Annotated in this window: 16 protein-coding genes; 2 read left to right on the top strand and 14 right to left on the bottom strand. The window is 58.5% G+C overall.

Going from position 1 to position 21,691, the window contains the following annotated elements; all coding sequences use genetic code 11:
• Window positions 1-577: 577 nt before the first annotated feature.
• The 14 genes from ACZRJQ_RS14670 to ACZRJQ_RS14605 all read right to left on the bottom strand — a co-directional run bounded on the left by ACZRJQ_RS14670 (window position 578) and on the right by ACZRJQ_RS14605 (window position 19,461).
• Window positions 578-1,816: a VWA domain-containing protein gene (locus ACZRJQ_RS14670; RefSeq protein ID WP_463979050.1), complete on the bottom strand. Its 1,239-nt coding sequence runs from the start codon at window positions 1,814-1,816 to the stop codon at window positions 578-580.
• Window positions 1,817-1,878: 62 nt separating this feature from the next.
• Window positions 1,879-2,382: a hypothetical protein gene (locus ACZRJQ_RS14665; protein WP_463979049.1), complete on the bottom strand. Its 504-nt coding sequence runs from the start codon at window positions 2,380-2,382 to the stop codon at window positions 1,879-1,881.
• A 4-nt stretch (window positions 2,383-2,386) separates the two neighbouring features.
• Window positions 2,387-3,100, bottom strand: a complete 714-nt coding sequence (locus ACZRJQ_RS14660) for a hypothetical protein (protein WP_463979048.1) — start codon at window positions 3,098-3,100, stop codon at window positions 2,387-2,389.
• A gap of 33 nt (window positions 3,101-3,133) precedes the next feature.
• Window positions 3,134-4,681: a formylglycine-generating enzyme family protein gene (locus tag ACZRJQ_RS14655; RefSeq protein WP_463979047.1), complete on the bottom strand. Its 1,548-nt coding sequence runs from the start codon at window positions 4,679-4,681 to the stop codon at window positions 3,134-3,136.
• On the bottom strand, window positions 4,671-5,894 hold the full coding sequence (locus ACZRJQ_RS14650; RefSeq protein WP_463979046.1) for an ABC transporter permease: 1,224 nt from the start codon (window positions 5,892-5,894) through the stop codon (window positions 4,671-4,673). Before ACZRJQ_RS14650 ends, ACZRJQ_RS14655 begins: the two co-directional genes overlap by 11 nt.
• Window positions 5,878-6,597, bottom strand: coding sequence for an ABC transporter ATP-binding protein (locus tag ACZRJQ_RS14645; protein ID WP_463979045.1), 720 nt, complete (start codon window positions 6,595-6,597; stop codon window positions 5,878-5,880). Before ACZRJQ_RS14645 ends, ACZRJQ_RS14650 begins: the two co-directional genes overlap by 17 nt.
• 10 nt (window positions 6,598-6,607) lie before the next feature.
• Window positions 6,608-8,599, bottom strand: coding sequence for a vWA domain-containing protein (locus ACZRJQ_RS14640; RefSeq protein WP_463979044.1), 1,992 nt, complete (start codon window positions 8,597-8,599; stop codon window positions 6,608-6,610).
• Window positions 8,596-9,672 carry a hypothetical protein gene (locus tag ACZRJQ_RS14635; protein WP_463979043.1) on the bottom strand — a complete coding sequence of 359 codons (1,077 nt, stop codon included), beginning with the start codon at window positions 9,670-9,672 and terminating at the stop codon, window positions 8,596-8,598. The genes ACZRJQ_RS14640 and ACZRJQ_RS14635 overlap by 4 nt, the downstream gene beginning before the upstream one ends.
• 3 nt (window positions 9,673-9,675) lie before the next feature.
• Window positions 9,676-12,420 (bottom strand): virulence factor SrfC family protein, encoded by a 2,745-nt coding sequence (locus ACZRJQ_RS14630; protein WP_463979042.1) that lies wholly within the window; start codon window positions 12,418-12,420, stop codon window positions 9,676-9,678.
• On the bottom strand, window positions 12,417-15,464 hold the full coding sequence (locus ACZRJQ_RS14625; protein WP_463979041.1) for a virulence factor SrfB: 3,048 nt from the start codon (window positions 15,462-15,464) through the stop codon (window positions 12,417-12,419). Before ACZRJQ_RS14625 ends, ACZRJQ_RS14630 begins: the two co-directional genes overlap by 4 nt.
• A gap of 18 nt (window positions 15,465-15,482) precedes the next feature.
• Window positions 15,483-16,898 (bottom strand): SrfA family protein, encoded by a 1,416-nt coding sequence (locus ACZRJQ_RS14620; RefSeq protein ID WP_463979040.1) that lies wholly within the window; start codon window positions 16,896-16,898, stop codon window positions 15,483-15,485.
• Window positions 16,899-17,125: 227 nt separating this feature from the next.
• Window positions 17,126-18,628 (bottom strand): YifB family Mg chelatase-like AAA ATPase, encoded by a 1,503-nt coding sequence (locus tag ACZRJQ_RS14615; RefSeq protein WP_463979039.1) that lies wholly within the window; start codon window positions 18,626-18,628, stop codon window positions 17,126-17,128.
• Between the two features lie 89 nt (window positions 18,629-18,717).
• Window positions 18,718-19,146: a bleomycin resistance protein gene (locus ACZRJQ_RS14610; protein ID WP_463979038.1), complete on the bottom strand. Its 429-nt coding sequence runs from the start codon at window positions 19,144-19,146 to the stop codon at window positions 18,718-18,720.
• Window positions 19,147-19,191: 45 nt separating this feature from the next.
• Window positions 19,192-19,461, bottom strand: coding sequence for an accessory factor UbiK family protein (locus ACZRJQ_RS14605; protein ID WP_463979037.1), 270 nt, complete (start codon window positions 19,459-19,461; stop codon window positions 19,192-19,194).
• A gap of 418 nt (window positions 19,462-19,879) precedes the next feature.
• Here ACZRJQ_RS14605 and glnK point away from each other — a divergent pair, with 418 nt between their 5' ends.
• Entirely contained in the window at window positions 19,880-20,218 is a 339-nt protein-coding gene (gene glnK, locus ACZRJQ_RS14600) for a P-II family nitrogen regulator (protein ID WP_002555808.1), read from the top strand.
• A gap of 34 nt (window positions 20,219-20,252) precedes the next feature.
• Complete coding sequence (locus tag ACZRJQ_RS14595; RefSeq protein WP_463979036.1) at window positions 20,253-21,590, top strand: ammonium transporter; 1,338 nt, start codon at window positions 20,253-20,255, stop codon at window positions 21,588-21,590.
• Window positions 21,591-21,691: the final 101 nt, after the last annotated feature.

The raw sequence follows: 21,691 nt of genomic DNA, 5'->3' as shown, positions 1-21,691 counted from the left end.
CCTGACAATTCCATACACCTGACCCACCGCAGCGCCTGATTTTACGACTGCTGCGCAGCCGATCGCAGCCTGCGTGCCTTGTCAGCTCCTACAGGGGATCGGCGCTTAACCCGGCTTTTGTAGGAGCTGCCGAAGGCTGCGATCGGGCGCGAAGCGTTCGTAAACCTGACAATTCCATACACCTGACCCACCGCAGCGCCTGATTTTACGACTGCTGCGCAGCCGATCGCAGCCTGCGTGCCTTGTCAGCTCCTACAGGGGATTAGCGGTTATCCCAGCTTTTGTAGGAGCTGCCGAAGGCTGCGATCGGGCGCGAAGCGTTCGTAAACCTGGCAACCCCATGCACCTGACCCACCGCAGCGCCTGATTTCACGACTGCTGCGCAGCCGATCGCAGCCTGCGTGCCTTGTCAGCTCCTACAGGTAATTAGCCGTTATCCCGGACTTAGTAGGAGCTGCCGAAGGCTGCGATCGGGCGCGAAGCGTTCGTAAACCTGGCAACCCCATGCACCTGGCCCACCGCAGCGCCTGATTTTACGACTGCTGCGCAGCCTGCGTGCCTTGTCAGCTCCTACAGGTTATTCACACTCAGACACTGACTCAGTGGCCTCTTTGAGCGCATTGGCCAAGTCGCTGGCGTTGCGGCTTGAGTAAATGCTGCCGCCTGTGTTTTCGGCAATGCAGTTGGACAATGAGCTGTCGCCAATATTGACCACGTTGACCCGCAGGCGTGGCTGATCGACAGCAATCTGCTGCGCCACCGCACACACGTTTGCGTTACAGCCGTCGTCGCCATCCACAAACATCACAATCACGGCATCCCGATCACGGCCGTTCACTTGCCGGGCCGCTTTTTTCAGGCTGGAGGCCAGTGGTGTGCCTTCGTTGGCTTGCAACCCCTGAATGCCTGCGATGAGCTGCGGGCGCTGTGAGGCGTTGAACACCCCGTGATCAGGCTGGCGAAAGCATCCAGCGAAGGTCATCAGCCGTGTGTCGATGTCCGGGTGCAAGTTGTTGATCATCCCGGTCAATGACGCTTTGGCCACATCGAGACGGGTTTGCGGGCTGAACATTTTGATAGTGCGCGGGTCATCATCTTCAGGCTGCGGACGGCTTTTGAAGTACCAGTCTTCATCGGCCTTGGTGGCATTGATGTTGAGGTTCATCGAGCCAGAGGTGTCCAGAATCACCACGAATTCAGGCGGCAAGCCTGCATTAGCCGGATCTTTGGCACGGCACGAGTAAGTTTGGGTGGACGGCCACAGGTTCATCAGGGGCAATCGCCAATGCCACAGCGCCCACAGCAACAGGCCCAACAGCAATAACAGCAATAACCACGGCCAACCGCGCCATATACGCCACACCACCACAGGCCGTGGCGGCGCAGCTGGGCGGGGTGCTGGCGGCGGCGCAACCACAGGCTCGCGGTCTGCCAACCCCCACCGCACAACCACCGGGTCACCGTTCACGCTGTACAGGTTGTTCAGGTCTGGCGGGGCAATGAGCGTGCGCAAACTAACGGCTTGCTCGGGCAGGCCGCGCGTTGCCAGCTCGTTGACCAACAAACCCAGGCTTTCCTGGCGCTGGCGATAACGCTCCAGCAAGGCCGCTTGCTGGTCTTCGGTCAAATCATGAAAGCGCGTGGGCTGGCCGCCTAGCTCGGTCCACCACTCAACCACATCGCCGCTGCCGATCCGCGGGATCGCGTACACGCTAGCCACCGAAGGCGGAAAGTGCTTGAGGATCAGCGCGATTTTAGCTTCCAGTGCGCCGAGCCCTGTGGGGCTGGCGCGCTCATCCCGAGTAATGCGCTGCATGCGTTGAGTTCCTGAAAAAAACGTCGGCGGCACTGGGCCGCCGACTGGGAGGGCAAGAAGGTTTATTCGTAACCGAGGCTGAATTGCAGCTGGTTAACCTTCTTTTGCAGCGCTTTGAGTTCCTGCTGCTTGGCGGCCAATTGCGCCGGGTTCGAGGTGCTGGCAGGTTTGGCCTGCGCCGCCTTGAGCTGCTGCTCCAGACCCGCGATTTGTTGCTGCACTTGCGCCTTGTTACCACTGCGGGCTTTGAGCGAACCGAGCAACTGACCCAACGACTGGTTCAACGCAGCCTGAGATGTTCGCTGCGCCTGCAAGTCGGTACGCGACGCGGCTTGCTGCGCAGCGATGTTCTCGTACACCTGATGGAACATGGCGTTTTCTTGTTGCGACTTGGCCAGTGCCAATTCGTTTTGACGAATTTGCTCGCTGTACCCGCCGCCCGCATCGCAGTTCATTTTGGTAAACAGCCCCGCGTCGCGGTTGCTGGCATCGCACTCACCCGGCTGGGTGGCGCAGCCAGACAAGACCAGCAAGGCACCAAAACCCAGAATCAATCGTGCTTTCATCGTCTTAACCCAAGGTGATCGCTGAGCGCTGGCTGTACAAGCCATCCACTTCTTTTTGCAGGCTGGCCACTTTCTCGTTCATTTTCGAAATATTGGCATCCATCTGCTTAAGCTCAGGGGCATCGCCTTGCACACGCTCGGCTTTCACCACGTCGTTGTAGCCCTTCACTTTGGTGCGCATGTTATCCAGCTCGGTGCGCAGCTGCGCAATGTTGCCGTCAACCATCGCGATCTGCTTTTTGGCCTGCGCCTGATCGATTTTTTTGCTGGCCAGGTCGCGCTTGATCTGAGCGATTTGCGCTTGGTCATCCTTGATCACTTGCTGAGCCGTCGCGGTGCGGGCTACCACTTTTTGCGTGTCCAACTGCACATCGCTGTTGTACTTCTGCAAACGTTCGCTGGTGTTGGAGTATTCGCTGCGACGCTGATCCAGATAGTAGTTGGCGCCCATTGCAACGCCACAGGCGGTCACACCGGCGGCAATCATGCACACGGTTTTGTTGCCGCTATCGGACAACACGCAGGCCAGCACACCCGCACCGGCGCCCACTGCACAGGCCTGATAACCCGACTTGCTGAAGAATTCGGCGTCAGAGCTCTGAGTCAGACGCGGGTCGACCATGCTGCTGCCGGTACTGGCGCAACCGCCCAGCAGCAGGCTGCCTGTCAGTACAAAACCCATCATTAATTTGGAAGAGGACCACAGGCTGCGCATCATCGAATTGCTCCTTGTTGAAACACGTGTTGGGGCTTATTGGGTTACTGACTTGCAGCTGTTGAGCCAGCCATCAGCGTCGATCTTCTGCTTTTGCAGGTAGGTCTTCTGATTGGCCCAGTGAGTGCGCAAGTAAGGTTTGAGTTCTTGCAGTTGTTTGTTCTGGCTGATGATTTCTTCCATCACAGGCACTTGCGGCTCCAGCAGTGGCTGGCCATACAAGGACGCCGACTCCACCAGACTGCTGGCGTAGTAGCGGCTGAGTTTGTGCAGACGGTCTTTTTGCTCATCCAGCTTGCCCTTGCGCATGTCACAGCTTGGGTCTTTGTCTTCGGACTCGCAGTTGAGGGCGTAGTTTTTCTGCAAGAAGTCTAGGTATTTGCCGTCATCGAGCATCTTGGTGCACAAAAACGCGCCCAGATTGAGGCTGGCACGAATGGCCTGATCGCGGGTTTCTGCCTGCTGCTGGTTGCTGGCGCGCAGCTGGTTTTCCAGCGTTTGCAGCTTCTCTTTGAGGGCCTTGTCTTCAACCGCCGATGCCAGATTGTTCAATTCTTGAACAGCACCTTTGTCCTTGGACGTGTTGCCCTCTTGAGCACCTGTGCCGAGCTTTTTCCAACTCTTCTCGATGCTGCCCACTCGTTCACGAGAGGTCAGCGTCGGCGACACCAGCACCAACCGTAGGCCGGTGGTTTTGTTTTTCACCTGCCCCTCAGCGTTGTAATACGGCTCTTCTTTGCGCAACGAGGTACGCAAGTCAGCTTGCGGCGTCAGGTAGTTGCCACCACGCACCACGTAACCGCCCGCCTGGCCGTGTTGACGATCCAATTTGTTCAGGCGAAAGGGCTCGAACATCATTTCATCGGCGTTGCCCAGCATGTCGTGCAAGCCCAGCGGGTTTGGCTTTTGCAGGCCGCTCAGTTGCAACTTGCCGTTGGACGATTGCGCGCCGCCAAACCACTCGTAAGCATTCAGGCCGTCCGGCATCGGGTAGCGGGTGTCGCTAAATTCTGCGGCGCCCACTTCCAGCCCGCCACGGGCTGCAAATTCCCATTCGGTCTCGGTCGGCAGGCGCAAAAAGCCCAGCGCGCCGTCTTCCTTGGGCAATTTGGCCGCCGCGTTTTTGCGCAGCCACAGGTTGTACGTGTCACCGGCTTCGATGGCTTGAACCCAACTGATCGCCACTTGCGGCAAACGCAATTTGTTGGATGGCGCAGGGCAGGTTTCGTCGGTCAGCGCTTGGTACTGCAACTGGCTCAGTTCGTACTTGGCCATCAAGTAGTAGCGCGACTTGTCGGTTTTACTGCCGGTGAAACTGCCCGCAATAAATGCCGGGCGCTTTTGCTCCACGTAACCCCATTCGGCACTGTCTTGCCCGATGTTGATCGGGTAGTCGTCCAGCGGGCCGGTCACCGGGATGAACACCTTGCGAAACACCATCGAACCGTCGCACGGCATCGGCAGCACGACGTCGTTAGCGTCCGGGGCCGGGTTGTAATATTTCTCGTCCCAGCCCGCCGCCGAAGCGTTGAGCAGGTAGCCCAAGCTCAGTGATGCGAGCAACACAACGCGTTTATAGCTCACGCAAACTCTCCGCAGGTTGGATGCTGATGGCCCGCAGGGCGCCGATCACGGCGACCAGTGCAGCGACCAACAAGGCGATCAGCAGGGCAGCGAGCCCGTGCCAAAGGGTGATGTGGCAGACAAACGTGCCCGTGGCCTGGCTGCTGCCGAGCAAGCGGTCAAATAACACGCTGCCCACGCCATAAAAAGCCAACCCGCCGACATAGCCCACCACGCTTAATAACAGCGCCTGAACGATCACAAACCCGGCCACCGCCGGGCTGCTAAAGCCCAGCAGGCGCAGCACCGCGAGGCTTTTGCGCTTGCGGTCGATGTTGGCCAGAAACGCACCCATCATCGACGCAATGCAGCCGATCAGCGCGGCGGCGGCAATCACGCCAAAAATCAGCCCAAGCACATGGTTGATGGCTTTGACGTTGTCGATGTCTGCCAAGCGGCTTGAGGTTTCGATGTTCTGTTGGTTCAGCCAGCGCTCCAGCGGGGCAACGCTATCAATGTCGCGGGCGTAGAGGCGGGCGCGGGCATACAGCGGTTGCAGGTCGCCCAGCGGTTTGCCGGTGTCCAGCCCAAACGCGGGCACTTGGTAGCCATCGCGAAAGCGTTCCAGCTCAAGCAACAAGGCCGGCGCCACAAACCCGCCCGCACGGGCAAATCGGGCGCCGTCCAGCACCGCGACCACCGTCAGCGTCAGCTCACCGCGCTCGTTAACTGCGTCCAAACGGCGCGTGGCGCGCAAGCGCACGCTGTCGCCCACATTGGCCTGCAAGCGCTGCGCCGCACGGGCGCTGAGGATCACTTGATTGCCACTTAAGTGGATATTGGGCAGGTTCAGCAGCGGGTCAGCGGCTTGGGTGGGGATAATTTCGGCGTTATCCACAAAGCGCTGCATGCCCACCAACAAGTCGGCCTGGGTATTGAGCGAGCGCGTTTGGCCGATGGCAAAACCCACGTCAGGTTGGGCACGCAGGCGCTCAATCCAGCCGGTGTCGTAATTGCCGCTGCTGAGCATTTTCACTTCAAGGTTGCGCGGGTCGCTGAGCAGTTCGTTCTGCAACTGGCTGACAACCCCATGCTTGAGGCCGAACAGCAGCAACAACGGCGCGATCACCGCCACCAGCGAGGCAGCAATGCAGAACGACACTTTGCGATCATGCCAGAGGTCTTCAACCGCCAGCTTGCCGAGCAGGCCGAGGCGGCTAATCCATCGCTTCAAAGCGTGTTTCTCCCTGACGACTGATGGCGCCCAAACGCGGTAAACCAAAGTCGCGTACCAGCGCCCAATCGTGGGACACCACCAACGCGCTCAAGCCCAGCTCATTGACCAGACTCAGCAGCAACTCAAACAAACGCTTGGCGCTGTGAGGATCGAGTGCGGCCGTGGGCTCGTCCGCCAACAGCAACTGCGGCTCATGGGCGATGGCCCGCACACACGCCACCCGCTGGCGTTCGCCAATCGACAAGGCTTGCGGCAGTTTGCCCAGCAAGCCTTCAAGGCGCAGCGCTTGAACAGCGCGATCGACCTGCGCGCTCTCAGCCCGCATGCCGAGTAGGCGCCGGGGCAAGCTGATGTTGTCGCGCACGCTTAAAAACGGCAGCAAGCCGCCGCTTTGCAAGATGAACCCCAAGTGCCGCGAACGCACTGCCGACAAGGCCGGTTGGTCGTTGGCGGCGAGCATCTTGGCGATATCCAATGGGTTTGCTTGCGGCTCATGGCGGGCCGGGCCGAGGCTAAAGCGCCCCAGCTCAACGGGCAGCAGCAGCAGGCCAATGGCTTCGAGCAGGGTACTTTTGCCACAGCCACTCTCGCCGGTGATGGCCAAAATTTCTCCGGCCTTCACCTGCAAGGTTGGCAAGCGCACGCTATGAGCCTGGGCGCCGCTACCACGGCGCACCAGCATGTCCTGAATATCGAGCATGTGCGTCTCGTTAAGGCATCATTTCCAGCGGCACCGGGTACACGTTGTCACGCGCATCGCTGTCTTTGGCCAAGGCTACCCAGCGATCCACGTCAGCGTTGTAACGCTGGTAGTGGCGCAGCTTGGTGCTCAGGTTGCGAATGAATTTCTCTTGGGCCAGCCCGTCCCAGCTCTTCCAGGTTTCTTCGTCCAGGTTGAGCACTTCGCTCTGGTACGGCAGGTCTTCAAGGTATTCACCGAGCACACCCATTTCAGCCAGCTTGGCGTTGCCGTTTTGCTTGAGCTGATTAGGGTCGGCGCCCATCGTCGCGGCCACCGAACGCAGACGATCAAACATCTCGGTCGGCGAGATCAGGCCCTCGTTGGCGGCATCCAGAATTTGCTTCATCACGTCGCTCAGATCGCTGAGCTGAGACTTGGTCAGCAGCACCCGCACATCGGTGGTGGGGATGTTTTGCTTGATCAGGTCACGGTCGGTGATCCACGCCTCAAACACGGGCGGCGCCTGGCTGTTGGTTTTTTCACCGAGGTAAGCCAGCTGCATGGCGTGGCCGATCAGGGCCGCGTCATCCAGCAGTTTTTGCTCAGCCGGGTCTTTGGCGGCAACCGGTTCTTGCTTGGCGTTTAGCGCACTGCCGATGGCGTCGTCACCCATGTAAGCGGCCTTGACCTGCGAGGTGATCGCGCTGGCCAACGCATCCACTTTGCGCCCGAACGCTTGCACGTCACCGGCGTTGACCGGGTAGTACAGCGAGGTGTTGGTGCCAGGGTAAGTGGACAGGTTTTGGTACTGCGCTTCGGCCTTGCCGTGGTCTTTGATCCCGGCTGGGGTTTTCAGGTGCAGGGTGTAAATCGCAACGCCAGGGTTGGCGGCCTCGATGCGCACTTGATCGGCGTTAAGCCCGGTGCTGCTCAGTTGGTCGTCGCCTTCAATGGCGCCCGCATCGGTAATCAGCACCACATAGCGTGCGCCGAACTGTGTCCAGTCCACTTTGTCGATGCTGTGCATCACGCCCGCGAGCGAGTCTTCATCAAAGGCTTTGCTCGACACCTTGGCCTGTTTGAGGTCAGCCACCTTGGCGAGAAAGTCTTCACTGCCGGTGACCTTGTTGGGGTCAGCGTACATTTTGGTCACGTATTCCAGGCCCGGAACGGCTTTGGTGCTGGAACGGAACGCCACCAGACCGAACTTGACCTGATTGCCCAGGTTCTCGCTTTCGATCTGTTTGTAGACCTTGCGAATTGCTTCGCGGGTGCGGTCGATGTACGGGTCCATCGAGATTGTGGAGTCGATGACAAACACCACGGCCGCGCTGAATTCCTTCAACTGGCTGGCCGCTTGGGTCGCGCTCGCATCCGGGGTAGCCGCCGTGCTCGCTTGCACCGGCTTGTCTTCTGCTTTGCTGACCGACGCCACGTTCAGCAGCCGCGTGCGAAAGCCTTCTTCGGTCATCACTTCTTCGCCGCTGAGCACCGGCAGCAGATAGAACTGTTTGTGCAGGTCAACGAAGTATTCAGGCTCTTGCGCCAGCACGCCCGGCGCCTGTGTGCCTTGCTTGAGCTTGGCACGCAGGGGGGCAACCTTGCTGACCGGATCTGGCGCATCAAGGATGCCTTCAAGCGTGGCGCGGTCTTTGAAGAACATCAGACGGTCACGGTTGGCCGGGTTGGTGAAGGCCAGCGTGAGCTGCATTTTCCAGTCAGTCGTACATGCAGCAGGCAACCAGCCGATGGTTTTGCCGTAGCTGTCGGGGCCGACTTTGAGCCACTCGGCATTGCCTGCTTGTGCCCGCTCGTACACGTAAAAGCGGCTGAACGTGGGTTGCGCAGCACCGGCATCGCCACCAGCAGCACTGCTGAGCTTGCAACCGGGCGTGGTCAACACGCGCTGGAACAGGGTTTTCTTGCCTTCCTGAATCAACGGCTTGTCGTCGGCGTGGGCCAGCGAACTGCCGATGCTCAGCGCCAGCAAGGCGCTGGCAGCCAATGCAAAACGGCTCACGGTTTCAACTCCTCAAAGCGTTCTTTGGCTTCGGCATTCTCAGGGTCATGGCTGAGGATGGTCTCGTACCACCAAGCGGCAGTGGCGCCATCTGGCTCAGCGAAGCAGGGGCTGGCCTGGTGGAATTTAGGGTCGTATTCATGAGCGTAAGCGCGGGCAATGTTCATATCGCCAGCTTGCGCACGGTTGGCGTACAAGCGCTGGGCCACGCCGCAGTGCTTATTGGCCTTGGCCACGTTGATGATCTCCAGCAACTCGTCGCTGCCCGGTGATTTTTTGATGCACGCCTGCACAAACGCCAGCTCAGGGAGCGTGGTCATGCTTTCAAGCGTGCAAGCGGTATCGCCCGGCACTGGAATCGGTGGCGTCGGCTCAGGCACGTCGACGACAGCGGGGGCTTTGTTAAGCCAGAACCACGCGCCCACGGCGAGAGCGGCAAGCACCACCAACGCGATGATCAGCGGTATCAGCCAGGCTTTCTTTTTGGCAGGAGCAGGCGGTGGTGGCGGGGCAGCAGGTGCTGGCGCGGGTTCAGGCTCGGGCGCAGGTTGCGGGGTTGGCGCAATCACAGGCTCCGGGATCGGCTCGGGCGCAGGCTCAACCACCACGGGCGGTGCTTCAACCGGCGCAGGTGCAGGCGCGGGAATCGAGCCGGCGACGTCGGCCAAAATGATGCCCCTGTACACCGGCGGCGCGGCTTTCTCATCGCCCGCCGCTTTAGGCGTAACGCCTCGTCCGGGCAGGACAACGCCGTCATCTTTGGTGCCGGTCGCCGGTGCGTTGAGCACGAAGCTGAACGAACCGCTCACACTGCCTTCGAGCAGTGTGTCGACGATCTGCGGGCCGACCAGCACCTCCAGGCCTTTGCCATCCTCGGTCGCCAAAAATTCGGGCACCTGGAACCAAAACGGGTTGTTGCTCCACACTTGGCCTTCATGCAGGTAATGGCTGTCGGTGTTGCGCTGGATAGAGAACTCCAGCCGCTGCGCCGAGCCTTTCCAGCCCTTGATGACCAACCGCGCGTAACCGTGGGCCTGTGGCTCTAAAGCGAGCAAATTGACTCGAATCGACATTGCTTATATCGCCTTGTAGGCCTGGAGCACGTGGCCCAGCCGTTCATTTTGTTCAGGGGTGATTTCACTGCCAGCGCCATGTCCGGCATTGGCTTCGGTCAGGGCGGCCAGTGCCGACATCCAATCTGTGAGAAAGGTCATGGCAGGCATGCCCACTTGCGCGGGCAGATCCGGCAGGTAGTGCTCGGGCACAGACTCTGGGTCCAACAGCGCAGGGGCGTTGTTCAGCTTTGGATAAAAACTGAACAACGGGTTGCCGTGACGCGCGCGGCTGGCAGGGCGCTCGGCCAAAGGCCGGGTGAAGTAGCCAAACCAGGACACAAAGTCGCGCAACACCAACTGCACTTGAAGCACCTGCCGCTCTGCCTGCCGTTCGCGGCGCGCATTGGATTCGGCGCACTTGGCGACAGCGGTGGTCAGTTGCTCCAGCACCTTCTCGCGGTGAGCACCCACAATGACTTCAGCCACTACGGCGTCCATCAGCTTTTTGTCGATGCCCAGCAGGTTGAGCAACCCTTGTTGGCCACTCAAATGACGCAAGTGCGAGATCCACGCATTAAACGTGGCGCGGGCAAAGCGCTGACCACTGTTCTGTGGGCCTTGTGGCTTGGTCGCTGACGCATCGGTTTTCGTCGGCTTGCCGCTGACAGGCTCATCGTCATAACCATCGTCGACCAGCCATGCGCTGTTGACGGCCGGTGCAGGGGCCGCTGACTCTTGTTCGTCGTCGCCAGACGTGGCGGCCTCGAATTCGCCACTCAGGTACAGATCACGCACCGTCGACACCGGCAGTTGCAGGTGGCTGATGAACTCACCCAACTTTTGAGCGCGCAGGCGCAGACCGGAATAAATCATTTGTGCTTGAGCGCGTTTGACATCAATCGCGCCGTCACCGCCAACGGTGTACCACTCAGCCAAGCCCTTGGAGGTCAGGGTTGTGACCAACTCCTCCAAGCGCTCACGAATGCGGCCGAGTTTGAAGTCCAGGCTGGCCACTGCGGTAATGCCCGCGCTGACACGCGACATGCCGCCATCGATTTGCAGCACGGCTTTCCAGGCGGTTAACGGGTCGCTGTAGTGGCGACACACATCCGGGACTTCAAGGAGCGAGTTGCCGATGTTGTCCAGGCACTCTTGATACTCCGGCAAAATTCCCGTTTCGAGTTTGTTGGCGTCGTAGCTCAGGCATTCGATTTTCATGTGCGGCTTGCGCACCATGTAGGCGTTATTGAACGCCACGCCGTTGCCCCAGTTGTTCAACCACGAATAGGTGCTGAAGCGATCGAGCATGGTCATGCTCATCATCCCGTTCCAACCCTGAATCCACGCGCCTTCGGACTTGTCGAGCATCTGCCCGATGCGCGTATCGAACATGGTCATGGCCCAGATCAAGCCGCTGTCACGGGTGCCACGTTGTTGTGGGGTCGAACCCTGGGTGTTTTCGATCCAGCGCGTCAGCACCGGCCCGATGTCGTTGATCTCAATCGACTTGTTGACGTTGGTACACAGCACCAACGCGTGCATTTCGTGATTGTCGGTGTAGCGCTCAAACAGATACGTCACTTTGCCGCGCAAGATCAGTTGCGCGACCGGGTTGTCGCCGGGACGCATGGTCGGGTCATCAATATTGGCGATATCAGACAGCGACATTCGTCCGCGATAACCGGGGAAGTCCAGCAGATCGACTTCGTTAACAATCGGGTTTTTAGGGGCTTCCACCAACCGGAAAGTCATTTCAGCGGTCAGGGCCGCCAAGTGCGAGCGCATAATCGCGCGTGCCGTTTGCAACTGCTCGCCGATCACCGGGAGCACGTCCATTGGCTGGTCTTTGTCGGTGCCAAAGCGCGCCAGAATGTCGACACTCATGATGCTGTCGCGCTGGGTCTCACGGCCCTTTTCATCAAAGCTGAACAAAGCGTCTAACGGGGCGTAAACCGTGGTCGGCAAGCCTAATTGGTGCAGGCTGGTCGCAAGGTTCAGGTAGACATCGGTTAGCGCTTGTTCTTTGCCCCACAAAATCGAGAACAGCTCACCGCGCTCACGCACGCTCAGGCGCGGGGCCAGTTTCAACACGTGCGGCCAATAGCTGTGCTCCAGCAACACAACGCTGTTAGCAAAGCTGTTACGGAAGTAGTCCCACGTTGAAACCACGTCATCGGCGCTAAAGCCCGGCTGCAAGGGGCCATTTTCTCGCCCCTCAAAAGGCCTGAGCGCTACTTGAATCACCTCTTCAGTGATTGTGTAGCTGACTCGCGTCTGGTCGAAGTCCTTGAACCAGGAGTTACCCAGAATCTTGACCAGATCGAGCTCTTTAAAAAGTTTCAGCTCAACCGGAAACTGATCGACGGGTGCAGGTGTGGCACGACGGCTGAAGCGCGTGACTAGCCCTGTTGCCTCCTTGCCCATGCCCACCGGGTTGACCTGATCCATGAAATCCACGCGCTGCCCGCCGAGCATGGTTTCAAGGCGTTCGTTCTGCCCGGCTGCCAGTGCCGAAATCAAATACGACTTACCCGCCTGCGAGATGCCAAAAAAGCCGACCGTCATCGGCCTGCTGGCCGCATGCTCATAGCTGACGGCTTCGTTGCGCACACGGTGCAGCTCGTAACTCAGGTCATCCGCTTCGCTGTCCAGACCGGGTGCGGTCGGGCGAGTTTGCTCAATCCAGTCCAGCGCTTGGGCTGCACCGGCATGAACGGCTGCCCATTGAGCAGACAGTGCTTTTTGTTCAGGGGTCAGTTCGTTCATGAGTGCTTCACTGTTCCGCTATCGAGCCAATAGGTGTTATCGCCCAAGCTCGACACCAGCAAGGTATTGAGCTGAAGGACTACGTCTTCCTTGTCCAAGCGCTCAAAGGTGTTGGACGTCACGTTGCGGATCTCCAACTGATCGCTGACAAGCCCTGCACTGGCCGTCTCGGGGTTTCTGGCGACTTTAAAACGAATGCTGGCGACCGCACCGCTGCCGTCTCGGGTACCAGATGCCATTTTGCGTTTGCCTTCTGTGGTGAAGTTCAAGCTGTACAGCGGCGAGGCGGCCCAGCGTTCGACGTTCAACTGGCGAAAGCCCAAACGCAGGGCCGAAGGCATGGCCAGTTCTGGTGTTACGGACTGCTCTTCTTCGCTGTCACCCGACAACTTGATGCAACCCCGCTCGGTGCGGATATCGCGGAACAGCACATCGCGATCGCGGATGCTGTTTTCCAAGTCGATCACACCAATGTGCTTGATGGTCGAGTACGGAATCAGCTTGTCTGCACGGAAGTAGAAACCATGCACGCTGTGATTGGCGCACAACAGGCAAAGCATCGCACCCACTGCGGCCGTGCTTTTTGGGTCATCAATTAACCCGTTTTTGTGGAACGGGTACCAACTGCCCGTGCGGTAGCTCTGCATGGGCACAATACGGCCCGGCACCAGTGGCAGGCTCTGACGAATAAACGCCTGAACCCCTGGCAGACGCGAAGGGCGGCCCGTCAGCAGCAAAACATCGCACGGGTAATGGCCGATCACTTCGCACAATGAGCTGAGCGGCTTGGCCAGGTTGACCTTGGCGTTGAGGAACATGTCGTGAATGGCTGACAGGTCAAAGGTGATCGACGTGTCCAACAGATCGAACACGTTGCCGCCGGTATCACGGCGAACAGCGCCGCTGACATAGTTCAATACGTTGAGGCTAATGTCGTTGCCCGCCAGCAGTTGCCCGTAGGTGTAGGTTGCCGCCGGAACTGGGGCCAACGGGTCAAACTGCTCGTAAGCCTTGAGCAGCGCCAAGCCCAACGGGGTGAACACCTGCAAGTTGAGTTGCTGGCGCATCACCTCGCTTTGGGTGCTGATCGACTCACTGCCGCACAGGCGTGACACCAACGATTCCGGGGACTCAACACCCGCTTTTTTCAAGGCGCGCTCAAGGCTGGGCAATACCACGCTGTGGATCATGTCCAGCACGATGTCATCGCCAGCAATCTTGAAGCTGTCGCGAAACAGTTGCTTGGGCACGATGTGAACGTTCATGCCCCTGACCCCACCGACACCCGGATCAATGCTGTACTCGGTAATCACCAGGTCAGTGGTGCCGCCGCCGATATCAATGCTGGCGACCGTGACGCGATCACGTTCGGTTTTGTCAGGCCGTGCCAGGGTCTCGAAAAAATCTTCCGGGTGGCCGGCAAAGTTTTCGGCGATTTCGGTGTACAGGTACACCAGTTGCCCGCACGAGGCTTCATCCCAGTCGATGTTTATCTGTGGGATCGGCGTGGTCAGTGGCAGCCCTGAGGTGTGCGGGTCGTCATCAATGTTGAGGTCCCAGCCCATGCTCTTCCAGACCAGGCCAATGGCTTGCGACATGCGCTTGCCCAGAATGCTGCGCTCGGCCTGTGGCATGCCTGGCGGCACGGTCAGGGTGATGCTGTTGAGCTGGCGCGGAATGCTGGTTTTGCCTTGGCGCGAGCGCTGGGCCGGGCTGTTGATTTGTGTCAGTGCCTGGGTCAAGACCTCGGCCAACATGAACGTCATCAACGAGCTGCGCGAGTACAGGGGCTTGAACACCGGTACCCAATCGTCTTCGTCAAGGCTGTACAACGCCTCGCCGACATTGTTTATCAGGTGCGAGAGCGGGGCCGCAGTCGCGGGTGGCTCGCTTTCGGTTTTGACGTAAGCGTTGTTGAAGCGCCAGCCGTGATCGTAGGCATTTTCATCCCACAGGTAGCGTTTAGGGCTGGACAGCCCGGTTGAGCCCTCAGTACCACTGCGCTGGCTGGCCAAACGCCCGGCCTCATTGCCTACACGGGCAATAGTCGGCCATTGGAACGCATCGCTACGCCCGCTTCTGAATGAGAAATGGTCTTTGCCAAATGAAGTCTTCGAGAACTCGACCCGGCTTTCAAAAGGCTGGTTGTAGATATGCTCCGGGGCCAGCAGGTCACGCAATTCCAACACGTAGTTATTGCGCAGGCCCATGCGATCCACGCCATGGTTCTCAATCAAAATCCCGCAGGTACGCGAGTTACCCACGTCCAGGATCAAGTCCACAGGAATGAGCTCGCTCTGACTTTCGGCTCCATTGGCAATAACGATCAGTTCAGGCACTTTGACCACGGGCTGGCGAGGATTAGGACCCACCTGTTCGATCTTTTCCAGCAGGCTGAGCAGGTTCAGGTAATGCGCCTGATGATGCTTTTCTTCTTCCTGATCCAGCAGGGTCTCGCGGCTGATACGGATGCTCGCATCGCGGAACACTTCGAGAAGCCACTCCTTGACCCACGGCAAGTCCTGGAACCAGCGCATTTGCGCCAGCTTGGTTGCCACGCGAAAGGACACGCCCGAACTGACGTCCTCGCCGTTGGGGATCAGGTAAGCGGTGCTCGATTTTTTGGGGGTCACCCGCGTATCAAAGGCAAGGGTCAAGCGGTAGGTGTTGCCGTCGATGTCCGGTTCAGGAAGTTTGACGAAACGCATCCGCGACCAGTTGCTCGGGCCTTGGTCAAAGGTGTATGGCGGCATGTAGCGAAAGAACGGCAGAGGCAGCCAAACCCCATCCAGCAGCTCAAGACTTTTGATAATCGACATGTCCAGCGTCGGCTCGGCCGCTTGGCGCTTCTCGCTATCAATGTCGTAAAAAAATGAACCGTCGGTGTGGCGCTGCAAGCGGCACAGCACATCCCCATCCACTAAGGTGAATGCACCGTTAACGGGCGTGATCTGGTTCTGATGGAAGGCAAAATCCATAAACTGGATGCCCGTATCACTGACCAGCTTTACGACATCTTCAAACTGGGTAACTTCTGGCAACATGTCGAAATCTTCCCGTTTTTATTCGCCCATCTGCCGCATGGTGATGGGGAATTGTTTGTCTTCATAAATTCCGTTGCAGTCGGCGATGCTCTTGGCACCCTGACGGCAATCAACTTTTGGCATTTCGTAGCTGCTGCCGTCGCCACAGGCTGCTTGGCCCTGGCTGTTAATCGACAGGTTGCCGCTGTTCATGGAGGCGGTGACCGGGCCTGTGCAATTGATGCCATTGGCCTTGCGCACGATCACTTCACCTTTGCCGTCCTTGAACTGGTATTCGAGGCGCAATGACTTGCCCGTGGTTTTGTCCTGGATTCCGGCCCCGGCGCGAAAACGCCCATTGAGGAAGTCAGCCTGACCGTCCGCCGCATCAGCCGGGATGCTCAGCGGCGGGCCCGGCACAGCTGGAGTCTGCGGGCCATCAGTGGCGGGCTGCTCGTCAGGGAGAACGGGCGGAACAGGTGGCGTTGGCGTCTCAGGCGGTGTCGTAGCCTCAGGCGGCGACGGCTCTGCGACATCCGGCACGGGCTCAGGCGGCGTGTTGGCATCCGGTAACTCTGGAGGGAGGTTGCCATCCGCATTAGCGTCAGGTTCGGGAGCATGCTCATTGCCTCCACTCTCCGGCGCTGGCAGCGATCCGCCCACCCCATTACCCGGCGCCGAAACCCCGTTGCCAAAGCCAAGCTTGCCCATGATCGGCTTGAACACTTGGGGCATCTCAAGGTTCGGCCATTGCGTGGGCAGCGCTAAACCACCCGGCAAAGCAACCGAAGGCGAGCAACTGCGCAATCCGAAGAGCAATAAAAACAGAAGTAACAGCAACAGCAGTAGCCACAGCAACCACTTCCACCACGGGCGTTTGACGACCACAGGCACGGGCACCGGTTGAGGCGCTGGAGCGGGTTCAGGTGCAACGCTGGCCAACGGCGGGGTGACAGGGGCTTGAGTGCGGGGATAAAGGCAATACAGCGGGTCTAGAAAGCGGTCAGCATTGGGGTGAACAAATCCCCAGAAGGCCAGCACTGGCTTACCGTTAACCAGATAAACAAAGCTTTCGTCAGGAAAGGAGATCACGCGGGTCAGCAACTTGGCGAACACCACCTTGTCACTCTGTGTCTTATTGGCATCCGCGCTCAGCAGCGTGGTGCTCAGCTCAGTCAAAAAGGCCTTGAACGCCTCCAGCTGTGCCCGCGCAGGCGCGCGTTCTTCTTCGGTCGCGCTGCCCCACGGCACCACATCACCCGGCACATCGCTGTACCAGTCAATGTTATCGCCCAGTTCGTCGCTTTGGGGGACGGCCAAGTGCAAGGCCATGTCAGGGTTTTTGCGCCTGATCGCTTCGCGCAACTGCAAGGCAGCTCGATAAACCGGTTGGCCGGTTTCACCCAGAGCGGTGAACGCCCCGCTTTTGCCACTGCGTAGAAGTGCGCCGCGCATCCTTGCTCCATCTTTTTAAGTTCGCGCGGTTAAACCCGGACAGATGCCCGAACCGCTTCCCTGATAAGCGTGCGACAGTAATGTTAAATCGGCATTGGAGTCAATTAGCCATTACCTGATTGGCAGCATTTTGCCCCGAAGATGAGACCTGTTTCTCCTTGAGCTGAGAGCCGCACCCCAAAGTGGGGCACCGCCGCTCAAGATAGCCAGTTCGCGTGTCAGAAACGCTATTGAGCGCACCCGCTGGCGGGCCGGTATTGCAGCGCCTCGGCCAAATGCTTGCGCTCTATGCCTGGCACGCCCTCCAAGTCAGCCAGTGTGCGGGCCACTTTCAATAACCGGTGTGCGGCACGCAGTGACAAGGTCATTCGCTCACATGCAGTCTCTAGCCACGTAGTGTCGAGGGGGCTCAAGGCGCATTGAGCCCGCACGCCGGGCAGGTCGAGAAACGCATTGGCGCACCCTTGGCGTTGCAGTTGGCGTTCACGCGCAGCCGCCACTAAAGCCGCCGCATTGGCCGTGGTATCACCACAAGCCTGTGCTGGGTTAAGCGAGGTGGTTTCGCGAGCCACAGTCAGGTGCAGGTCAATGCGATCAAGCAACGGCCCTGACAATTTGTTGCGATAACGCTGAATTTGCTCCGGCGTACAACGACAACGCCCCGTGGGTTCGCCGAGATATCCACAGGGGCAGGGGTTCATCGCGGCCACCAATTGAAAACGCGCCGGGAAGCGCATTCGATCCCGAGCACGGGCTATCACGATAAAGCCTGACTCCAATGGCTCTCTTAAGACTTCCAGTACCTTGCGATCGAACTCGGGCAGTTCATCAAGAAACAACACACCATGATGAGCTAACGTGATTTCTCCCGGCTGCGGTTTAGAGCCGCCACCCACTAACGCCGGGCCAGATGCCGAATGGTGAGGCTGACGAAAGGGGCGCTGGGGCCAGCAGCTCAAAGGCACATGGCTGGCCACCGATTGAATCGCGGCAACTTCCAGCGCTTCTTGCTCATTGAGCGGCGGTAATAAGCCGGGCAAGCGGCTGGCCAATAAGGTTTTGCCCGTACCCGGTGGCCCAGTGAAAAGCAAATTGTGGCTACCCGCTGCTGCAATCAATAACGCCCGCTTAGCCGAAAGCTGGCCTTGCACATCGCTCAAGTCGGGATAGGGTTTGCTCACATGCAGCAAACCGCTGGCGGCATACGGCTCAATCACCTCGCGCCCTGAAAAGTGCGCCACCACCTGCAACAAGTGCTCGACCGCAATCACTGTCAGCCCAGACGCCAAGCAGGCCTCTTCAGCATTGGCTCGCGGCACCACCAACGCTCGGCCGGCTGAGCGCGCCGCCAATGCGGCGGGCAAAACACCCTGTACTGGCCGAATCGCGCCCGACAGCGCCAGCTCGCCCAAACACTCCACCTGCTCCAGCGCGGCAGCGGGCAATTGTCCACTAGCCGCCAAAATACCCAAAGCAATGGCCACATCAAAACGCCCGCCGTCTTTGGGCAAGTCGGCGGGCGCTAAATTAAGGGTGATGCGACGGGCTGGAAACTCAAACCCCGAGTTGAGAATTGCACTGCGCACTCGGTCTTTGCTTTCTTTGACAGCAGTTTCGGGTAGCCCAACCAGCGTCAGCGCAGGCAAACCATTGGCCAGATGCGCTTCAACGGTGACTGCGGGCGCCTCAACACCCACTTGAGCGCGGCTGTAAACAATCGCCAGAGACATGACTCGTTCCTTGAGCTCACAAAAAACGCATCCTGCGTGAATCTGTGGCTAAGGGGAGCTGTTGAATGAATACGGGATGTGAATGGAGGCTACCCCTCGAACGCTTTGGTTCCCAGGCTTTGGGCAAAGCGCAGCAGATAGCCATCGGGGTCAAGCACCAGAAAATTACGCTCGCCAAACATCACGTCGTTACTTCGGTACCAGCACTCTTCTAGCGGTTTGCGCAGGGTGTGCCCCGCCGCGTGCAAGCTGGCGGCTATGGCGTGGGCATCCGGGCACTTTATGGAAAGGTTCATACCGCGTCCAAACGGCGCCTCCAGTGGCCCGACCCGCCAATTGGAGGGTTGCAGGTCATCTTGCTCCAGCATTATTTGGCTGCCATGAAACGACAGAAACGCAAAATGATGCTCTGGGCGTTGGTACTCAATCTTGAAGCCGAGCACCTCGCAGTAGAAATGCAAACTTCGAGCGAGGTCCGAAACGATCATTTCGGGAACCAATGGGTTCATCACCAACATATAAAAACGTCCTTGTTTTTATGGGCTAACGCGCTGTCTTGAGGGTTATTGCGCAGGTTCAGCAGGCGCCAGCAACTTGGCTTCCAACTGCGCCACTTTGGCCTCAAGACTTTCGAGGCGGGCGCGAGTGCGGGCCAGAACAACCATTTGGCTATCGAATTCTTCGCGGCTCACCAAGTCCAGTTTGCTGAAGCCACTTTGCAGCAGGGCTTTGAACTGGCTTTCGATTTCGTTGCGCGGCAGTGCGGTTTCACCGCTGAACAAGCGTGAAGCGTGGCCACTCAGGGCATCGAGAAAATCTTTGGGCGCGAGCATGGATAAGGTCCTTAAAACTGATGGGCGCGAGTGTATCACGCGCTGTTGAGGCCCATTCACGGCCCCATGATGCACATTTTTCGCGCATCCCACGCTCACCTCGCGCACCGTTTGTGTGCACAAAAGCCCCGCAAAATCAGGCAAAAAGCCATCTTTTGCGCCTAACTCACTGTAATTCTGAATTTTTTCAGACATGGCAAGGTTTCTGCTTAGTCGCCTATGACTCATGCACTGATGCAGTTGCTGTGACGAAGGCAGTGCAGCAGGTGGTTCAGGGAGTGTTTTTCGTCATCCGCGATTGATACACGTCGTGTTGCTTGAAGACGGTTAACGACGCGTTACAAAGCCAGACACTGCGCTTAGACTTGAGCCGGGTTTGTTTTCCTGGGGCAAGTCCAACACATTCGGGAGAAGTTTCATGAAGCTAGTCACCGCCATTATCAAGCCGTTCAAGTTAGACGACGTGCGCGAGTCGCTGTCCGAAATCGGCGTACAAGGCATTACCGTCACTGAAGTCAAAGGCTTCGGTCGGCAAAAAGGTCACACCGAGCTGTATCGCGGTGCGGAATACGTGGTCGATTTTCTGCCCAAGGTGAAGATTGATGTCGCCATCGACGACAAGGATCTTGATCGGGTTATCGAGGCGATAACCAAGGCAGCCAACACCGGCAAAATTGGTGACGGCAAGATTTTCGTAGTCAATCTGGAACAGGCTATTCGCATCCGTACCGGCGAAACCGATACCGACGCAATCTAAGCCGCCAAACCCCAACGCCCCAGGAGAAAACACTATGACTCTGCGTAAATTCGCAGGGCTCGGAGCCCTGCTGTCCGTCGTAATGCCTGGCTTGGCCATGGCGGCAGACGAAGTGGCTGCCCCAGTCCTCAATTCCGGCGACACCGCCTGGATGCTGACCGCTACGGCCTTGGTGCTGTTTATGACCATTCCCGGCCTGGCGTTGTTTTACGGCGGCATGGTTCGCTCTAAAAACATTCTTTCTGTGATGATGCAGTGCTTCGCCATTACCGGTCTGATCAGTATTCTGTGGGTCATTTATGGCTACAGCATCACGTTCGACACCACGGGCATGGAGCAGGGCGTCACCAACTTCAACTCGTTCATCGGCGGGTTCTCCAAAGCCTTCCTGGCGGGCGTGACACCCGACAGCCTCACCTCATCGACCGCATTGTTCCCGGAAGCCGTGTTCATTACCTTCCAAATGACGTTCGCCATCATCACCCCGGCGCTGATCGTGGGTGCGTTTGCTGAGCGCATGAAGTTCTCGGCCATGCTGATTTTCATGGGCGTGTGGTTCACCCTTGTCTATGCACCTATCGCACACATGGTGTGGAGCGGCGACGGTGGCTTGATGTGGGATTGGGGCGTACTCGATTTTGCGGGCGGCACCGTGGTGCACATCAACGCTGGTATCGCAGGCCTTGTTGCGTGCATCGTGCTCGGCAAACGTAAAGGTTACCCAACCACCCCAATGGCCCCGCACAACCTCGGTTACACCTTGATGGGCGCAGCCATGTTGTGGATCGGCTGGTTTGGCTTTAACGCCGGTTCTGCTGCCGCCGCTAACGGCACCGCAGGCATGGCAATGCTGGTGACTCAAATCGCCACCGCTGCTGCTGCACTGGGCTGGATGTTTGCCGAGTGGATCACCCACGGTAAACCTAGCGCACTGGGTATTGCTTCAGGTGTGGTAGCTGGCCTTGTGGCGATCACGCCTGCAGCAGGCACCGTTGGCCCAATGGGCTCAATCGTGATTGGCTTGGCATCTGGCGTAATCTGCTTCTTCTGCGCCACCAGCCTTAAGCGCAAGCTGGGCTATGACGACTCGCTGGACGCCTTTGGTGTTCACGGTATTGGCGGCATCGTCGGCGCCATCCTCACGGGTGTTTTCGCAGCCCCGGCACTCGGCGGTTTCGGCACCGTGACTGACATTGCGACCCAAGTCTGGATTCAGTGCAAAGGTGTCGGTTTCACTGTGATTTACACCGCGATTGTGACCTTCGTCATTCTCAAAGTACTGGACGCCGTCATGGGTCTGCGTGTGACTGAAGAAGAAGAAGCGGTCGGCCTCGATCTGGCGCAACACAACGAGCGCGGTTACAACCTGTAACCCGGCGCGAAGAAAAAAGTCCGGCTTGCCGGACTTTTTTTTGCCTGTAATGTGGCGTTGTTCACAGCGAAAAAGTGTTTTTTCCTACAGCTTTGAACCAC

It is taken from the genome of Pseudomonas sp. E315 (assembly GCF_055406205.1).
The sequence above is the reverse complement of the archived record's forward strand: the minus strand, read 5'-3'. Positions and strand labels throughout refer to the sequence as shown.